The organism is Paenibacillus sp. tmac-D7 (assembly GCF_006519665.1).
GTDB classification, from domain to species: Bacteria; Bacillota; Bacilli; order Paenibacillales; family NBRC-103111; genus Paenibacillus_G; species Paenibacillus_G validus.
The window spans coordinates 1-17,162 of the sequence record NZ_VIDW01000070.1 but is presented as its reverse complement, the minus strand read 5'-3'; the positions used below and the strand labels follow the sequence as shown (position 1 = coordinate 17,162).

14 protein-coding genes and 1 pseudogene are annotated in these 17,162 nt (G+C 57.4%); 6 read left to right on the top strand and 9 right to left on the bottom strand.

Annotated elements, in window-relative coordinates; genetic code table 11:
- Positions 1-230 precede the first annotated feature (230 nt).
- Both FKP33_RS25475 and FKP33_RS25470 read right to left on the bottom strand, forming a co-directional pair.
- Positions 231-434, bottom strand: coding sequence for a hypothetical protein (locus tag FKP33_RS25475; protein ID WP_127610412.1), 204 nt, complete (start codon positions 432-434; stop codon positions 231-233).
- 83 nt (positions 435-517) lie between these two features.
- Positions 518-1,072 carry a small multi-drug export protein gene (locus FKP33_RS25470; protein WP_054798371.1) on the bottom strand — a complete coding sequence of 185 codons (555 nt, stop codon included), beginning with the start codon at positions 1,070-1,072 and terminating at the stop codon, positions 518-520.
- 215 nt (positions 1,073-1,287) lie between these two features.
- Here FKP33_RS25470 and FKP33_RS25465 point away from each other — a divergent pair, with 215 nt between their 5' ends.
- The 3 genes from FKP33_RS25465 to rnhA all read left to right on the top strand — a co-directional run bounded on the left by FKP33_RS25465 (position 1,288) and on the right by rnhA (position 4,692).
- Positions 1,288-2,139, top strand: a complete 852-nt coding sequence (locus tag FKP33_RS25465; RefSeq protein ID WP_127610416.1) for a glycosyltransferase family 2 protein — start codon at positions 1,288-1,290, stop codon at positions 2,137-2,139.
- A gap of 65 nt (positions 2,140-2,204) precedes the next feature.
- Positions 2,205-3,983 (top strand): DNA helicase RecQ, encoded by a 1,779-nt coding sequence (gene recQ, locus FKP33_RS25460; RefSeq protein WP_127610436.1) that lies wholly within the window; start codon positions 2,205-2,207, stop codon positions 3,981-3,983.
- A gap of 43 nt (positions 3,984-4,026) precedes the next feature.
- Positions 4,027-4,692: a ribonuclease H gene (gene rnhA / locus FKP33_RS25455; protein WP_054798373.1), complete on the top strand. Its 666-nt coding sequence runs from the start codon at positions 4,027-4,029 to the stop codon at positions 4,690-4,692.
- Between the two features lie 328 nt (positions 4,693-5,020).
- On the opposite strand, the gene FKP33_RS25450 is transcribed toward rnhA, so the two are convergent.
- On the bottom strand, positions 5,021-5,812 hold the full coding sequence (locus FKP33_RS25450; RefSeq protein ID WP_054798374.1) for an AraC family transcriptional regulator: 792 nt from the start codon (positions 5,810-5,812) through the stop codon (positions 5,021-5,023).
- A 181-nt stretch (positions 5,813-5,993) separates the two neighbouring features.
- Here FKP33_RS25450 and pyk point away from each other — a divergent pair, with 181 nt between their 5' ends.
- On the top strand, positions 5,994-7,412 hold the full coding sequence (gene pyk / locus FKP33_RS25445) for a pyruvate kinase (RefSeq protein WP_054800360.1): 1,419 nt from the start codon (positions 5,994-5,996) through the stop codon (positions 7,410-7,412).
- A gap of 179 nt (positions 7,413-7,591) precedes the next feature.
- On the opposite strand, the gene FKP33_RS25440 is transcribed toward pyk, so the two are convergent.
- Positions 7,592-7,864, bottom strand: a complete 273-nt coding sequence (locus FKP33_RS25440; RefSeq protein ID WP_054798376.1) for a hypothetical protein — start codon at positions 7,862-7,864, stop codon at positions 7,592-7,594.
- 165 nt (positions 7,865-8,029) lie between these two features.
- Between FKP33_RS25440 and FKP33_RS25435 the strand changes: the two genes are divergently transcribed.
- Both FKP33_RS25435 and FKP33_RS25430 read left to right on the top strand, forming a co-directional pair.
- Entirely contained in the window at positions 8,030-8,773 is a 744-nt protein-coding gene (locus FKP33_RS25435; protein ID WP_141336689.1) for a DUF554 domain-containing protein, read from the top strand.
- Positions 8,774-8,848: 75 nt separating this feature from the next.
- A pseudogene (locus FKP33_RS25430) lies at positions 8,849-9,799 on the top strand (ABC transporter ATP-binding protein); the annotation flags it as partial.
- Positions 9,800-9,870: 71 nt separating this feature from the next.
- Here FKP33_RS25430 and FKP33_RS25425 read toward each other — a convergent pair.
- The 5 genes from FKP33_RS25425 to FKP33_RS25405 form a co-directional block, all read right to left on the bottom strand.
- Positions 9,871-10,518 carry a thiamine diphosphokinase gene (locus FKP33_RS25425; RefSeq protein WP_127610426.1) on the bottom strand — a complete coding sequence of 216 codons (648 nt, stop codon included), beginning with the start codon at positions 10,516-10,518 and terminating at the stop codon, positions 9,871-9,873.
- 216 nt (positions 10,519-10,734) lie between these two features.
- A complete protein-coding gene (locus tag FKP33_RS25420; RefSeq protein WP_141336688.1) occupies positions 10,735-12,693 on the bottom strand; it encodes an S-layer homology domain-containing protein in 1,959 nt (652 codons plus the stop codon).
- Between the two features lie 15 nt (positions 12,694-12,708).
- Positions 12,709-14,862, bottom strand: a complete 2,154-nt coding sequence (locus FKP33_RS25415) for a stalk domain-containing protein (protein WP_141336687.1) — start codon at positions 14,860-14,862, stop codon at positions 12,709-12,711.
- A gap of 211 nt (positions 14,863-15,073) precedes the next feature.
- Positions 15,074-16,237, bottom strand: a complete 1,164-nt coding sequence (locus FKP33_RS25410; protein WP_141336686.1) for a conserved virulence factor C family protein — start codon at positions 16,235-16,237, stop codon at positions 15,074-15,076.
- 151 nt (positions 16,238-16,388) lie between these two features.
- Positions 16,389-16,979 carry a guanylate kinase gene (locus FKP33_RS25405; RefSeq protein WP_141336685.1) on the bottom strand — a complete coding sequence of 197 codons (591 nt, stop codon included), beginning with the start codon at positions 16,977-16,979 and terminating at the stop codon, positions 16,389-16,391.
- Positions 16,980-17,162 lie beyond the last annotated feature (183 nt).

Below are 17,162 nucleotides of genomic sequence, written 5' to 3'. Positions count from 1 at the left end.
GTTCTGCGCCTCGGCTCGCCGACATCGACAGACGGCGACTCCGGCGCCTGAGCAGCCGTGTCCGCAGCCGTGGCTTCGGTCTCCTGAGGCGCGTCGGAACTAACGGGCAGTTCTTTTCTTCTTCGCGGCATGGGCAAGAGCCTCCTTGGTTCATCGATAGTAAGCCTATTTTATCATAGTGCCCTTGCCGGAATATAGTGTCAGTCTGCGTCCTCCGGGACATGGAAGCTCTATTCGCCGGAATTGCCGCCGGCCAGTTCCCGTTTCGCCTTATGCAGCGCTTCGATCACCGTATCGAGCTCTTTCGGCGTCCAGTGCAGCGTCACGTAACGGGGACGGTATCCGCCGCTGCTCGTTTCCAGCATGACCGAGCTCTTCTCTTGGTCCACGACAAGCGTCAATTGCTCCGATTCAAAAATCGTCTTCCAAGCCATAACTACCATCCTCCCGGCTGTATGCTACATACGACAGATTCCGTACGGTCGCAAAATTATCCTGCATCTCATTTAAATTTAACCTAGGATTTCGGTTGAAACCAACCGATGAACTCCAGCCCGTAGACCGAGCCGACGGCGAGCAGAACCGTCCATAACGCAAGGCTGACGGTCATCCACAGCAGGACCCAGCGCGGAGAAGAGCCGAAGGTAAGCGCGAGCAAGGCGGCGATATCCGTACCGACGATGGCGGGAGCGGTCAAAGCGAGCCCCGGAATCCCGTACCGTTCCCAGATGCGTTTGGCGCGGCGGTGTTTCTTCGATTCGGCGGTTGTACCGGCTGAAGTTGGAGTTGCGGTCTCCGCTGCCGTGCCGCCTGATTGCGCGGCGGCCAAAGCGGCTTTGCGCGCTCGGCGTTTCGTTCGCCAAGCCGTGAATTGACGGAAAAACAAGGCGATCAGCAGCACGGGGATCCAATTGCCGACGAAGCCGGTGACCGCTACAGCTGTCGGATTCAACCCCCAGGCAATGCCTAGCGGCACGACCAGGAATACTTCCAGCCAGGGCGCGGCTGCAAGCAGGAACAGGGCGGCGTACTGCCAGGCCGTTCCCCATTCCGGCGCATTCATTTCTAACATGTTTTATTCCTCCTCAAACTTGCCTGTGTTTCTTTTTCTACGCGGCTAACGGACGAAGGTTCCAGGAGGAGGACGCGGAACGGGAGTAGGTTCGTCGCAGGGAAAACGGTGCCCGCAAGGGAAAGCAGCGTACGGGAAGATGTTCGGTTTTCCTTTTGCCTATTTTTCGGTATAGTGAACGTAGGATGTTTTTCTGGAAAGGCAGGGGAGCCGCTATGGAGCAACAGCCGCTCGTATCGGTCGTTACGCCGACCTACAATCGGCCGGGGACGCTCAGCGAACTGCTGGAATCGTTGAGCAGGCAAACGTATAAACGGCTGCAAATCATTGTGGTGAACGACGCCGGGGAGCCGATTGAGGAAGCGGTCGGTCTCTACCCCGAGCTCGATGTCACAATTGTGAATATGGAGAGCAACGGGAAGCATGTCGCAGCCCGGAACCGGGGGTTGTCTGAAGTCCGGGGGGCGTACATTTTGTTGTGCGACGATGACGATTTGCTGCTGCCGACGCACGTGGAGCGGATGGTGCGGGAGATCGAAGATTGCGATCTGGTTTATTCGGACGTGGAAATTTTCGACTATGTGGAGGAAGAGGGCGTCCGCCGGGCGACGAGCCGCTTTGTGTTTGCGTATGAGCATGATTTGGAGGCAATGCGCCGATGCTCGACATTCGTTTCTTCCGGCTGTCTGTATCGGCGCGAGCTGCACGACAGGCTCGGTCCGTTCGACGAGGGGGTCTATAATTACTGGGATTGGGATTTCATCTTGCGGGCATCGGCTCATTATCGGGTGAAAAGGGTGCCGGTCGCAAGCGTGCTGTATGCCTTCGGGCAAAGCGGCGGCAATATGTCGCGGGACGCCGGGTCCGATTCACGGCGCGATTATTTGAACAAGCTGTCGGTCAAGCACGGCCTGGGCGAGCTGCCGACGGAAAATTTCTTTACGCTGCTGGATAAGCCGGAGATGAAGGCGCGGCGTGCGGCCACGGACGTCTTGTGGGACGGGGAGCCGTTCGTTTCGCGTTGGGCGAGCCTGCGGCGTAAGGGCGAGGGGGAAGTTGAGGCGTGAGTTCATGGAATCCGGGTCCGGATATGCGGGTGGAGGAAATCTCCAGCATCCCGGTGTCCCGCCGTATGGCGGAGGCACGCGAGCTGCTGCGTAAATATTACGGATATCCCGATTTTCGGGAAGGGCAAAAGGCGGTTATCGCGAGCCTGCTCGAAGGGCGCGATACGCTCGGCATTATGCCGACCGGCGGCGGGAAGTCGATCTGTTACCAAATTCCCGCCCTGATGATGAGCGGGACGACGATCGTGATATCGCCGCTCATCTCGTTGATGAAGGATCAGGTGGACGGGCTCGACAGCATTGGCGTACCGGCCGCTTATATTAACAGCTCGCTGACCTATGCGCAGGTGGAAACGCGTATCCGCAAGGCGGCGCGCGGCGAATATAAGCTGCTCTATGTCGCTCCCGAGCGGCTCGAGTCGGAGCGTTTCCTCGATTTACTCGGCGAGCTGACCATTCCGATGGTCGCGGTCGACGAGGCGCATTGCGTGTCGCAGTGGGGACATGATTTTCGCCCGAGCTATATGCGGATCAGCGAGCTGGTGGCGCATCTGCCGGGGCGTCCGCAGCTGGCGGCGTTCACGGCGACGGCAACCGATCAGGTGCGTGAGGACATCGTCCGGCACCTGAAGCTGGAAGCGCCGGGGGTGTTCGTCACCGGCTTCGCCCGCGAGAACTTGTCGTTCACCGTGGTGAAGGGCGAGAACAAGCGCGACGTGCTGACCGGGTACATTCGCGCTCATGCGGGAGAAGCGGGGATCGTGTACGCGGCGACGCGCAAGGAAGTCGACCAGCTGTGCGAGTTTTTGAAAAAGCAGGGCGTGGCGGCCGGGAAATATCATGCGGGGATGACCGATAAAGAGCGCGCGGAGGCGCAGGAGCAATTTCTCTACGACGAAGTGCGCGTCATGTGCGCAAGCAATGCGTTCGGAATGGGTATCGACAAGTCGAATGTGCGGTATGTCATTCATTTCAATATGCCGAAAAACATGGAGGCTTATTACCAGGAGGCGGGCCGCGCCGGACGGGACGGGGAGCCGAGCGATTGCTTGCTGCTGTTCAGCCCGCAGGACATTCTGATCCAGAAGTTTCTGATCGAGCAGTCGGTTGCGAGTCCCGAGAGGCAGGCCCAGGAGTACCGCAGGCTGCAGCAGATGGCGGACTATTGCCATACGCCGCAATGTCTGCAGCGGTACATCGTCCGCTATTTCGGCGGGGAGCTGGAGCAGGATTGCGGACAGTGCAGCAACTGCTCAAGTCCAGATATGGAGATGACGGACATTACGCTGGAAGCGCAGCAGATTTTCTCCTGCGTACGGCGGATGCGGGAACGGTTCGGGGTGACGCTGGTCGCTTCGGTGCTCAAAGGGTCGAGGAACAAAAAGGTGCTCGATTTCGGCTTCGACGAGCTGAGCACTTATGGGTTGATGAAGCAGCGGACGGAGAAGGAAATCGTCGACCTGATCCAGCTGCTTGTCGCCGAAGGGTATTTGCAGCTGGCCGAAGGAAAGTTCCCGACCGTCAAGCTGTCGTCCAAGGCGGGCGCCGTACTGGCCGGGACGGAACGCGTCGTGCAGCGCATTCGGGTGAAACCTGCGGCGGCTGTCGTCCAGGACGCGGAGACGGAGCTGTTCGACGAGCTGCGCAAGCTGCGCTCGGAGATCGCGAAACGCGAGGGGATTCCGCCCTACATCGTTTTCCCGGACAGCACGCTGCGCGAGATGTGCGGCGTGAAGCCGACGAATCCGGCGGCCATGCTGAAGATCAAGGGCGTCGGCGAGGCGAAATTTTTCAAGTATGGGGCGTATTTTATCGAATTTTTCAAGCGGCATCTGGGGCAGTAGCGGGTAGGCCAAGGAGCGATCAGAATAGGAGGACGGTTGCAGGGTGGCGAAATCGAAATTTTATGTCGTCTGGGAAGGCAAGCAGCCCGGCGTTTACAAGACGTGGGCGGAATGCCAGGCGCAGACGAACGGATATCCGCAAGCGAAGTTCAAGTCTTACGAGAGCGAGGAAGAAGCGCGCAAGATGTTCGTAGCCGGCTGGAAGAAGGCGTTCAGCACGGCGGCGAAAGCGGCTTCGTCTGCAGGAGGCAAGGGCGGCGGCCGGGCATCCGGAGACGCAGTGGGAGCTGACGACGTCGGCGTGCCCGACCTCGACAGCCTGTCGGTCGACGTCGGCTGCAGCGGCAACCCCGGCATTGTGGAGTACAAAGGCGTATACACGCGCACAGGGGAGATCGTGTTTCAACACCCGCCGATCTCGAAAGGCACCAATAATATGGGCGAGTTTCTCGCGATTGTGCACGGGCTCGCCCATTTGAAGAAAATCGGCAGCGCGATGACGATCTACAGCGACTCGATGACGGCGATCAGTTGGGTGCGCAAGAAGGCGGCTGCCTCCACGCTGCCGCGCGACGCGTCGACCCGGGAAATTTGGGAGCTGGTTGACCGTGCGGAAGCTTGGCTGCGCAACAATACGTATTCGAATCCGATTGTGAAGTGGAATACGAAGGCGTGGGGCGAGATTAAGGCGGACTACGGGCGGAAGTAATGAGTTTAGGCTGACTCCAGCGCTCGCAAATCAAGCCCAATAGCGGAACGAGGGTGCTTTATTTTGCGCTTGCGAGCCTGGTTAGAAAAATAGCGGAACCACGAGGTCTTATTTGTCTCTTTCCAGGGCGATCGCCGGGAAAGGGGGAATAGCGCATCGGTGTTCCGCTATTTGTTTTGTCTGCGCGAGAAGCTGGTAACGAAAGTGAATCGTTGTACCAGCGCGCGCTATTGCGCTCGCACTGTCTCAGTCAGCCATCCATCCGAGTCGCTTGCCCAGACTGCTGCAGCCAGCCAACCGAGTCGCGAGCCTCGGCTGCCGCCTGCGATTATTGCAGCGGTTCCACGCGCTCTTTCATATACACCGACGGCGAGGCGCCGGTCAACCGACGGAACGTGCGGTGGAAATACGACGTGTCGCAGTAACCTAAGTAGTCGGCGATATCGCCGACGGTCAGCTGTGAATGGCGCAGCATGTAGATCGCCGTCTTGATGCGCATCGCGTGCACGTAATCGCTGATGGTTTGCCCCGTTGTCAGGCGGAATAGGGTGGCTGCATAGTTGGGACTCTTGCCGATGGCGGCGGCGAGCTCGTCTTTGGTCACCTTTTCGCGGTAATGGTTCTTGATGTAAGCTTTCATCGCTTCGGCCTGGCGATGCTTGACGGAGGAACGCGGTCCGTGATCCCATTCGCGGTTGAGACGGGTCAGCATTTCGAGCAGCAGCGCGTGGCCCATCGCTTCGCGGTAAGGGAACTGCTCTGTCCACTCCTCCCACATCGTCTGGATACGGCCGAGCAGCAGGTCGGCTTGTGTCGAACGCAGGTGCAAGGGATGGGTGACCGCGGTGATCGGCAGCGCCAAACCGGTTTCAGTCGAGACGGCGAACGTTATGACGTACTTCTCGTGAGATAACGACGGGATGCTTTTACCGTAAAAGCTTGTTCCCGCCGGGATCAGGAGCACATCGCCTTTCTCCAGCAGCACCTTCTCGCCTTCAAGCCAATACACACACTTGCCGTAACCGACCAGAATAAAGGACCATAAGGCGTTTTCTTGTCCGCTTTCTTCAAACCAGGGCATCGTGCCGGCGTGGCGGGAGACCGATTTTACGCTTAACATGGGACGAACCTCCGTCTAATTGTGAATCGTGAGCCGCTTTTTTCCCCATGTGGAAGGTGCACGACTACACGCAAAAAGATGATACTATAATACACTTAGCGTACTATAATTCATAGTCACTTTCGAATGAGAGGGGTACAATGGCATCGACAATGTGAGCTTGATGCGGAGGGTATGAACGATGCCGAAGACAAAAATTGTATGTACGATGGGACCTGCCTGTGATCATGTCCCGATGTTGAAGCAAATGATTGAGGCGGGGATGAACGTAGCCCGCTTGAATATGGCGCACGGCGATTTGGACGAGCAGCGGGGGCGCATCGCGAAGGTGCGCCAGGCTGAACGGGAAACCGGGAAGCCGGTGGCGATTCTGTTGGATATTAAAGGTCCGGAAATTCGCATAGGCAAATTAAAGGACAGCTCTTATATGCTGGAAACGGGCGGGCGCTTGACGCTGACGACCGAGCCCATCGAAGGCGACGCACGGCGGATCGCGGTGAATTATGCCGAGCTGACGAAGGATGTAGGTCCGGGCTCGCGCATTTTGCTTGACGACGGGCTGATCGAGTTGAACGTGGAGTCGGTCGAAGGGACCGAGATTCATACCCGGATTATGAACGGGGGCGTCATCAAACCGCGCAAGGGCGTAAATTTGCCGGGGACGCATACGTCGCTGCCGGGGGTAACGGATCGGGACATCGAGCATATTCGCTTCGGTGTGGAGGAGGGCGTGGACATTATCGCCGCCTCCTTCGTGCGGAAGGCCGAGGATGTGTTGGAAATTCGCCGTTTGCTGGAGGAGCAGGGAGCGGGGCATATTCAGATCATCTCGAAGATCGAGAACGAAGAAGGCGTCGATGAATTGGATGCCATTCTCGCGGTCTCGGACGGGTTGATGGTGGCGCGCGGGGATCTCGGTGTCGAGGTGCCGGTGGAGGACGTGCCTCATATCCAGAAGATGATGATTCAAAAATGCAATATCGCCGGCAAGCCCGTCATCACCGCGACTCATATGCTGGACTCGATGCAGTCCAATCCCCGTCCGACGCGGGCGGAAGCGAGCGACGTCGCCAACGCCGTGCTTGACGGCACCGATGCGATCATGCTGTCCGGGGAGACGGCGGCCGGGAAATATCCGCTGGAATCGGTGCGGACGATGGCGTCGATCGCGCAGCGGATGGAAGCGTCGATCGATTATCGCGAGCAGTTCATCAAGCGGACGGCGCTCCATAGGACGGACGTGACAGAAGTGATCAGCCAAGCGGTCGTCAGCTCGTCGCTGGAGCTGGACGCAAAGGCGATCATCACGCCGACGGAAAGCGGCTTTACCGCGCGGATGGTATCGAAGTACCGCCCGAAGGCGCCGATCGTCGCCGTAGCGCCCAACGAGCAAATCCTGCGCCGGCTCAGCTTGGTATGGGGCGTGACGCCGGTGCAAGGTTATGAAGTAGCGTCGACGGACGAGATGTTCGAGTCAGCCATTCGCCACGGCAAGCAGTCGGGCGTCGTGCAGCCGGACGAGCTTGTGATCGTGTCCGCCGGCGTGCCGATCGGCAAGTCCGGATCGACGAACTTGATCAAAATCATGCACGCCGAGTAAAGCGGAATAAGGATAGCGCCGCTCCTGTGAAGGAGGGCGCTATTTTCGTGGTCGTGAAAGCACGGAGAACATCAAGTGGACGAATCGGGTTTCCCTGCAGCCGCAGCCGGCCGACAACGCCAAAACCGCCTACGGCACCATGTGCCGGGCGGTTCCTTGGCTGAGCCAGTCTATGTTGCTCACTCCGGTCTCGGCCGTTCCTTCGCTTCCTTCGTGCCGAAGTCCAGATGCATGCGCTTTTCCGTGTTGGCCTTGTTGTCCTTGTACATTTCGTTCTCCTGGCTTTCCAGCGCAAGGCTGGTCAGTTTCCATTCCGTCTGGCCGTTCACTGGATCATATGGAAACTCGTCGCCGCGCTTTAACGTTTCCTCGCGTCCCCATTCGTTCTCATAGATGCCGTCGGTCTCCACTTCTTCGCCCGAAACGGGCTCCATTCTTTTGTCTTCCGCCATAATTGCCAAAACCCTCCTTATACCTGATTCGGTCGTTAGTATACCCCCGCCCGCAAGGAAGTATGTCCATAGGAGACGGTCTTAACCCGAGGCTATTGTGCCCGGGCCCGAGCCGAGGTATGATGGTTCCATTCTTAAACTTAGAAGGGATTGTGCGGACGGGATATGGCTTTATGGGGGACGATAGTGAACGCGGCGGCGATCGTCGCAGGCAGCTTGCTGGGCATCGGAATAGGCCGGATGAGCGAAAGCGTGAAGCAGACGCTGATGCACGGCATCGGGCTGGCGCTGGTGGTGCTTGGCTTGTCGATGGCACTGAAATCGGACAATTTTCTGCTGATCGTGATCAGTCTGACGATCGGCGGGTTAATCGGCGAAGGGCTGCGTCTGGAGCATAGGCTGGAGCAGCTTGGCCAGGCGCTGGAGCGGGCGGTGTACGCGGCGGAGAGCCGGCTGCCATCCCGGCCGCGGGGCGGGGAACGGCCGAAGGGGCGCCTTGCGGCCGGATTTGTGAACGCGACGCTGGTGTATGGCATCGGGGCGATGGCGATTCTCGGCTCGCTGGACAGCGGGCTGCGCGGCGACCACGTCATTTTGTACACGAAGGGGCTGATGGACGGCCTGCTGTCGGTTGTTTTCGCCTCGACGATGGGCATCGGAGTGTTGTTCTCCTCGCTGCCGATTTTCGTCTACCAAGGATCGATCGCGCTCGGCGCATCATGGATAGCATCGCTGCTGGATAAGGTTCTGCTGAATGAGATCATCGTGCAGTTGACCGCGGTCGGCGGCGTGCTGATTATCGGGGTCGGTATAAATTTGCTCGAGCTGCGCCGTATCCAAGTGGCCAATTTGCTGCCTGCCTTCATGGTTGCGGCGGCGGCGGTCGTAGTGCTGGGCGCGTTCCAATGAGCCGAGCCTGAGGCGGGACTGAGCCGGGAGGCGGCAACTTTTTCAAATAAAACGGTGGAGTATCAACCAAAATATGGGGTGTTTTACGCGTTTATCGATTACCTGGGGCGCTTTTTCCAGCCGATTATCGGAATCTTAGACCCATTGATGAACGCTCAGCGCGCCGTCGTATCGGCGGAGAAGGTGTTCCATCTGCTCGATCTCGAAGGCGGCGAACCGGTGCGCGTCGAAGAGACGGACCGGCCTGCAGACACGTCGTGTTCGACAATGTCTCCTTTGCCTACAAATCGGGGGAGCCGGTGCTGAAGGGCATTTCATTCGAAGTGAGAAAGGGAGAAACCGTCGCGCTGGTCGGGCACACCGGATCGGGCAAAAGCTCGATCATGAATCTGCTGCTCGGCTTCTACGAGCCGTCGGGCGGTGAAATCCGGATCGACGGCCGCGAAATCGGCACGTTGTCCAAGCAGGCGCTGCGCAAGCATATGGGCATCGTGCTGCAGGACCCGTTCCTGTTCGCCGGGGACATTAAGTTCAACGTAAAGCTTGTACAACGATAAGATTACCCCGGAGCAGGTGCGTAAGGCGCTTGCCGATGTCGGAGCCGCGCCGTTCATCGAGCAGCTTCCCGGCGGGTACGACGAACCCGTAGTAGAGCGAGGCAGCACGCTGTCGGCGGGACAGCGCCGGCTCATCTCGTTCGCGCGGGCGCTCGCTTTCGACCCGGCGATTCTTATCCTCGACGAGGCGACGGCCAGCATCGACAGCGAAACCGAAGGGCTGATCCAGGAAGCGCTGCGCGTCGTCAGCGAAGGCCGGACGACGTTCGTCATCGCACACCGGCTGTCGACAATACGCGAGGCGGACCAAATCCTTGTGCTGAACAAGGGCGAGATCGTCGAACACGGCAATCACGAGGAACTGATGAAGCTGCAGGGCCGGTATTACCGGATGTACCAGCTGCAATCGGGCGCCGCAACGGGTGCGGCGCGGCCCCGGGCGGCAGGAGCTGAACCGACGACGTCGTAGGGCAGAAGCGTACGTAACAGAAGAAGCCCCCCTTTTTGAATGTAAAGGGAGGCTTTTTTTCGTAACTACGGCTAGTCCATACTTTGAATCGCAAGCAGCAGCCCGTCGCGAAGGCGGATTGTTCCTGTTTGTTCCAGCAAGACATTGCTGATGCCTAGCGATTGCCCGATGGTGAGCGTTGCGTCAAGCAGCGGATATTGAAAGCCGTTCAGCGTAATGCCCGTCACCTCGAGACTGAGCGGCAGCAGCGAGACGTAGGTATGGCGCGTGCGGGCGAGCGTCAGCGGCATGGAGCCGTCGACGAGGTGCAGCTCATTCGTTTCGTCGACGATGCGGCCGCGCACACCGGCTTCAAGCAGTACGCGCAGCAGGTGGATATTGGCCAGCGAATGGTCCCACCGCGATCCCAGCACGCCAAGCAGCACGACTTCGTCGGGCTTAGGGTCTTGTTGGGCGAGAACCCAGCGCAAGGCCATCTCCGTGTCCGTCCAGTCCTTCGCAATCGGGTCGCAAGCCTCAAACCGCCTGCTGCCTGTCCGGATGCGCATCAACTCCCCGGCGCTAACCGAGTCAAAGTCGCCTAGGGCCATATCCGGGCTAAACCCGCGATCTACCAGAAACAGGGCGCCCCGGTCCGCGCCGACCAGCACATCGCCTTCGCGTAATTCCGCGAGGGCCCAATCGCCGAGCTGCCCTCCGGAGCAAATGACATAACGCATTCATTTACCTCCTATATGATTTCCCCTAAAATTACGCCAAGCGTAGCGTTCTCTTCCGAATTCGTCAAGCCAAGCGTAAATCGGAGCTGTGATGAAGAGCAAGGACATTAGTATCAATAATCATTAATCAGCTATAGTATAATCATTAATCTGCTAAAGTAAGGACACGCATGCCGATGGGAAAACCGCCTATGTCAGATAGGCGGTGATAGGCTGTCAGGAGGCAGCTTTGTTGATCAGGCGCAGCAGCACGACGATCGCTTCCGCACGGGTGGCGGATGCCTTCGGATGAAAAGCGCCGTCGGGAGAGCCGTTCATAAGACCGACGGCGTCTGCCAATCGAATGCTGCGGGCGGCCCATGGCGAGGCACTCGCTTCATCGCTGAACTTCGATGCTGACGGCAAAAGAATGTCGTTCAGCCTGATTTTCGTTCGGAAGCTGTATGCGCGCATCAGCATCGCCGCCATCTGCTCGCGTGTGATCGTTGCTTGCGGCGCGAAGGTGGCTTCGTCGATGCCTTCGATGAACCCGGCGGCCGCCGCTTTGCCAAGCTCGTAGCGATACCAGGCATCCCCGGGCACATCGGCGAACGAAAGGGTCCGGAGCTCCTGCAGCTCCATGGAGCGCGCCAGCAGCGCCGCGAACTCCGCACGCGTCACGGGCGCATCGGGCTCGAACTTGCCGTCGCCGACCCCGCTTGCGATGCGCTTGGTCGTCATGATCTCGATGCTGCTTTCCGCCCAATGGCCGGTCGTATCGCTGAATGACCGATCCTCGCCCATGACAGCGAAGAGGCCGAACGTATCGGAGCGGAACTCGTACCTGTTGCCGGGCTTCAGCTCGCCCCCGAGAAACTGCCAACGCTTCGAAGCTTCGTCATACCGGTAGGCCGCCAGCGAAGAAGCGTTGCGAACTTTCGCCGGATTCAGCTCCAGCGCGATATCAAGCGGATGGGATAACTGCGCCGTATAAGTACCGAACGACTCGAAGGTCAAGAGGAACGCGGCCGCCGCGTAACTGGCCGTAGGAGGCTTCTGCTCCCACTCCGTGCGACCGGATAATTCCAGCTTCCTCGAGGAGAGCCGGGCTCCGGTATCCTTCGATGCAGGGGGAACCGGACCCGGCTTAAGCACGACGTCCAGATCGTTCATGATCACATCCAGCGCTTTCCCGTTATCGCCGGCGGCTTTCCATAGATCGGGGGCCAGCTTGACCTCCAGCACGTGATGGTATTGGCCGCTAGCCGCATCGATAAAAACAAGCGGTTCATTCTTGGCCTCCAGAGCTGCTGCGTAAGGGTCCTTGACAATTTCGACTACGGCTTTGACTTGACCGTTCTGTTCCTTCAGCGTCTCCGTATTCGGCTTCGCAACCGGACTCGTGTTGTAGAAGCCGCTGTGTCCGGTTGGGGTTGATTTGACAAGGTTTTCGGCGCGTTTGATCGTGATGGTGTAAGTTTTCGAGCCGCCTGCTTGGGCGGAAACGATGACATTTAGCGTATTGGCAGTCCCGACTTCCAGAGGTGCATCGTTCGTATAAAGACCTCCGCTCGGCGTTGCCGTACCGTTAAACGATAATCGCGAGGAGGCGTCTTCCGTCCTGGCGATAGCGGTATAAAACTTAACAGGATGATCGACATACAGGGTATATTGGGTCACGCTGGGGTCGAAGGACGGATACAAGCGTCCCGTACTGAAAGATAGCGACTTTAAATTTCTTTCGCTGGAAGGAACACCTCGTATGATGTTCAGCCGATAGATCGAAATATCCCCGTCAAGAGCCGTTACGACGATCTCAAAGTAATTATTGCCGACGCTCAACGCGTTTTGGTTGCGAAATACGTTCGTGTTTTTTAACCAAAACGTATTGACCGATAAAGACGAGTTCGAGTCTCGCGGAATCACTTCCACTTCCACAAAGTCGGTTTCATAAGGCGCATGCAATAGGTAGTCATATTGCTCGGGACTAAAGGAAGGCTGCAGCGCCCCCGCACTGAACCTCAGACCGGCAAGCTTGCTGCTGTAGGTGCTTCCGCTCACGGTTGTTAATGCGGCTTCCTGCTGACTGAAAGCTGATGGAGCTCCCGAACCTGGATGTTCTTCGGCGCGGGTCCCTTCGCCATAAGCGCCTAGAAACAAAATCAACGCGAATAATACCCAGAAATGCTTTGGCAAGCCGGAAGTCCTCCTTTACTCCGTATCCTTTAATTCGTTTAAATATTGGCTTAAGGTCTTGTCTTCGCGAAATTCGCCTTGATAATAGACCGTTCCCTCGCTGTAAAGCTTGCCGAAGCCGTGTTTCAAGTCGTTTTTATAGTTTCCTTCATAGGAGAGATCTCCAAACTCGGTGGAAGCTCTACCGAAGCCGTCTTTCTTCCCGTCTTTAAAATTTCCCTGATAACGCAGCGTGCCGTGCATGTCGTAGATGCTGCCTTGTCCGTTCTTGAGATCGGCTGCGTATTTCCCGACATGCTTCATACCGTTCTCGTAGCCGGTGCCGTCGCCGCTGCGCAAGCCTTGAGCGAAGCCTCCCTCGTACACGAGGGTATTGTTCTCATACAGCTTGCCCTTCCCCTCGCGTACACCCGCCTTGAAATCTCCTTCATACACAAGCCAAGCCGTTCCTTGCTCCTTGTCGAGCGATTTCGGACCGCTATCGTTCTTATAATCGTGAAGCATCAGGACGGAGCCCACGCCGTCGGGGACCCCTTGTTTGAAATTTCCGTAATATTTGTAAACAGCCGTCTGCTCCGCAAGCTTGCCCGCGATATAGCGTCCTTCATACATGAGGAGCGAGGCTTGGCCTTCGAAGGAAGCTCCTGTAAACGCTTTGTCGTACGTATACGAACGTCCGATACCGCTTTTCTCGTTATGGTTCCATTCGCCGTCATAGACGAGCACGCCGTTCTCGTAACCGCGGCCCTGTCCCTGACGCAAGCCGTTTACGACTTGCCCTTCGTAGACGGGAGCTTCCTGCTCGTCGTAATATTTCCCCATCCCTGTCATCTCCCCAAGCACGAACTGACCCTCATAATACGTACGGTAGGCGTAAAGCGTCCCCCGTCCTGAAGCTGGCTGCAGCCCTCCTTGTTTGCTTAACTTACCGGTTCCGTTCGGGATTCCTTCGGTTGTGACGTCTCCGGAGTAGATCAGCTTTTGCCCCTCCATGGTTTTAACATCGTTTCGGTAGCGAACCTCCGTCATTTCCGTCGCTGGTTTTGAGGTTTTGGTCAGCTCACCCTTATCATTAGGCTCATACCAATCCAGATTTCCGATTCGGTAAGCATAGCCGCTTCCGTGTTTGCGGTCCTCGCTCCATTGGCCGACGTAAGCCAGCTTACCGTCCGGGGTATAGGATCTGCCCGTACCGGAGCGGAGGTTGTTATTCCATTGGCCGTCGTACGATTTCTTGTTGGCCTCGTCATAGCTGACGCCATAGCCGTGTCTACGGTTTTGGCGGACTTCACCGGAATAGGTCATGGTGCCTTTGGCGTTGAAAATCTCCCCGTGTCCTTCCATCAAACCGTTTACCCATTCTCCCCGGTAGCGGATGACGGTGCGGGCATCGTAGAAGCTGCCTTGCCCTGTCTGATGCCCGTTCCGGAATTCTCCGATGTAGGAAGAGCCGTCCGGGTAATAGAAGGTGGCTTGACCGTGAGGTTTGTTCTTGACGAACCCGCCTTCGTACTGGAGGCGGCCATCGGTGTACAGCTTGCCGTAACCGTTCATTTGGTTCGTGTCGAATTCGCCCTCATACCACAGGACGCCGTCCACGAAAAGCTGGCCGAAGCCGTGCCGCAGGCCGTCTTTCGTTTCGCCTTCATAGCTAAGCCGCGTATAGCCATAGCTGAGCGTTTCTGAAATGGAGGCGGCGAGCGTCGATTTCACATATAAAGTAGCGGTGAGCGGACTCCACACGAGGTGTTGTCCGAGCGCTTCGGCAACCGGCTGTACGGGCAACCAAGTCGAGCCGTCCCGGATCAAGGAGGCATCGTCGAAGTTGAATACGTACCCGTCGATCAGCCAGGTTGTGCTGCCCGGTTTGTGGAGGACGGTTTGGCCCTCGATCGCAGCTTGAAGCGACTGTTCCTCGCTGTTCCAGGTAAGGTCATAGCCGAGTCGGGACAGAACAAGACGGGCGGGGGCGTATAAAGTGTTCCCGTGTAATCCCCCCCATAGAAAGGGCGTGTCGGCGGTCACGACGCTGCCGTTAATGACCAATTGGGGGGATGGAGCGACGGGGGCGGCGTAGGCGTGCCCGAAGTTGAAGGTAAGACCGAAGACGTCAAGGGGTGAAATGACAACGGCGGCGGTTAACGATAGGACGGCAATCGTTTTGCGCAAGAAACTCTCTCCTTATTCTAGCAAGTCAATAGTCAGGTCGAAGGGATGTAGTACTGATTCTGCAGACATGGTTCTAAAGTCCGGTATGGGACTATTATATCAGCTATCAGCATTATAGAGTACGAAAGATTCCGGCATCGACTCTTTCCGGCGCAGCTGCAAAAATCCCCGTAAATCGTTACGATTCACGGGGATTATCGGGTAAGAAATGTCAGGTCTCGTTGCGACGCGTCATCTGCTGCCAGACGGAGCCCTCGGCGGCATGACCGCCTTCGATGCGTTCAAGCGCCATTCGGGCTTGCATGCGCACCTCGAATTCAGGATCGTCGGCTGCTGCCGCAAGAGCGGGCAATGCGCGTTCGTCGCCGACCTCATACAAGAAACGCGCCGCCCGCCAACGCACCAATTTGTTCGAGTCGCGCAAGGCGCCGATCATCGCATCCTGCGCAGCCGGATCGCCGAGATCGGATAAAGTATCGCCCGCGGTTCGTCTTACGGAAGGGGAAGCATCCTTAAGCGCCTGGTACAAATAGGGAAGCACGGATTCGTCCTTCAGGTCGCCTAAATAAACGGTCGCGAGACGACGGATAGCCGTTTGTTCATCCCGCAGCGCGAGAACCAGCAACGGCAGTGTGTCTGCGCCCGGTTTGATTTGTTGCAGGGCCGCATAGCGCTGCTTCCAATCCTCCGATTTCAACTGCCGCTCCGTTTCTGCAAAAGAAAGCGTTCTTCTCGCGGCCGCGGCTACTTCTTGCGCGCCTTCGGCGACGGGGCCTAGCGCGGCTTTGGCGACAAGCTCTTCCAGACGTGCGTCGTCGTAAGAAGCGTCGATTTCCTGCACGATGTCTTCCAGCACGTCGGCCAGTTCACCGTAACGCGTATCCCAGTCTTCAAGGGAGCGTTCTTTAATGAGATTCGGAGAAGCCGAAGCGGCCCGAACCGCCGCTTGAGAGAATCGTTCGGGCAAGGCCGCGCGTTTCTCTTCTCCGCCTGCCGATACGCGGATTTGCAGCGGAATGCCGCGAAAGTGCTGCAGCTTCACCGCAACTTCTCCATAAGACGTATCCGGAGAAGACGAAGCATCGACAGAAGCGAGCTCCGACCCGGCGCCGGGCGTAACTTCGCCCAGAAGCGCCCGGACATTCTCCAGGATTTGCTGCCAATCCCCTTTAGGGGTCCGGTCCAGAGCGATAAAGTCGCTGGCGCGGTATAGACCTCGGACGCCGTCGATCGCCAACAGCCGGTTATAAGGCTCCGGCGCAGTTGCAGCTTGATCTTTCGTATACGTCTGGCGTACGGACTCGGGCAATTTCTCCGAAACCGTTATTTTCATCGTGTTGGGACTTGGCGTCGGTTCGATAAATAAGATAGTCATGATGGGGAGGCCTCCTCATGCGTAATGCTTAAAAAAGACCGCTGACCCCGTATCCGGGTCATCGGTCTTTCTTAATATAGCAAGCTGGAACGCGAAAGTATCTTCTTTAAGGGCTCCGACCAGGAGCTTTTCTTAATTACGGTACTACCGGTTAATCCAGATCGAGCAAGTTGCGTTTTAAATAAGTCTCATCCAGCGTTTTGGTTAAGTGGAACACGGTATGCGCCAGGTCCAGATTCTCGAAAACGTGCTCACAGGAGTCTTTATAAGCCATTTCTTCATCATAGTGGGACATGTAGCGCTTGATGAGTTCAGGAGAATCTCCACGCTCTTGCTCACGGCGTTCGACCGTCTCGCGGTCGGCGTAAATGAAGATACGGACGATCTTGTCACCGTAAATCTTCTTCAACGCTTCCGCGCCAAACCGGTTAAGCACGAGGTAAACGGCACCGAATTTTTGCAGCTGTTCCGCGACGTCGGCCTCTTTAATCCCGTACCGGTTGCCGTCGATCTCGACGACCTCGATGAATTCGTTGTTGGCTTCAGCCGCTGCGAAAGTTTCACTCGAAACGAAGTGATAGTCCTGGCCGTCCATTTCGGACGGTCGGGGAGGGCGGGTCGTGTAGGAAATGACCTGCTTGATCCCTAGCGTATTGCCTGACATTTGAGCTACCGTTCTTCGACCGGCGCCGTTAGGGCCCGTAAAAACAAAAATGAGTTCTTTGTCTTTCAGTTCGTACATGGAAAGCCTCCTTCGTTAGTGAAGTGCAGTTTCTTTCCGATTACCTCATATTTCATATTACATGACTTCCGATCTGAGGTAAAGGTTGGTCACCGGCGGCGCGTCCATTAACGCCCGCGCCGTCCCGGCTTCGCCCCGCTGCGCCCGCCGCTTCGCTGCGCTCCGGCTCTGGCGCCGGCCTCG

What these genes read in the sequence shown, in the direction of transcription:
- recQ (WP_127610436.1), top strand. Translation starts at nt 2,205, where the DNA reads ATGGCGGAGGCACGCGAGCTGCTGCGTAAATATTACGGATATCCCGAT.
- FKP33_RS25435 (WP_141336689.1), top strand. Translation starts at nt 8,030, where the DNA reads ATGGCTTTATGGGGGACGATAGTGAACGCGGCGGCGATCGTCGCAGGC.
- FKP33_RS25475 (WP_127610412.1), bottom strand. Translation starts at nt 434, where the DNA reads ATGGCTTGGAAGACGATTTTTGAATCGGAGCAATTGACGCTTGTCGTG.
- FKP33_RS25440 (WP_054798376.1), bottom strand. Translation starts at nt 7,864, where the DNA reads ATGGCGGAAGACAAAAGAATGGAGCCCGTTTCGGGCGAAGAAGTGGAG.
- FKP33_RS25405 (WP_141336685.1), bottom strand. Translation starts at nt 16,979, where the DNA reads ATGTACGAACTGAAAGACAAAGAACTCATTTTTGTTTTTACGGGCCCT.
- FKP33_RS25470 (WP_054798371.1), bottom strand. Translation starts at nt 1,072, where the DNA reads ATGTTAGAAATGAATGCGCCGGAATGGGGAACGGCCTGGCAGTACGCC.
- FKP33_RS25450 (WP_054798374.1), bottom strand. Translation starts at nt 5,812, where the DNA reads ATGTTAAGCGTAAAATCGGTCTCCCGCCACGCCGGCACGATGCCCTGG.
- pyk (WP_054800360.1), top strand. Translation starts at nt 5,994, where the DNA reads ATGCCGAAGACAAAAATTGTATGTACGATGGGACCTGCCTGTGATCAT.
- FKP33_RS25465 (WP_127610416.1), top strand. Translation starts at nt 1,288, where the DNA reads ATGGAGCAACAGCCGCTCGTATCGGTCGTTACGCCGACCTACAATCGG.
- FKP33_RS25425 (WP_127610426.1), bottom strand. Translation starts at nt 10,518, where the DNA reads ATGCGTTATGTCATTTGCTCCGGAGGGCAGCTCGGCGATTGGGCCCTC.
- FKP33_RS25410 (WP_141336686.1), bottom strand. Translation starts at nt 16,237, where the DNA reads ATGACTATCTTATTTATCGAACCGACGCCAAGTCCCAACACGATGAAA.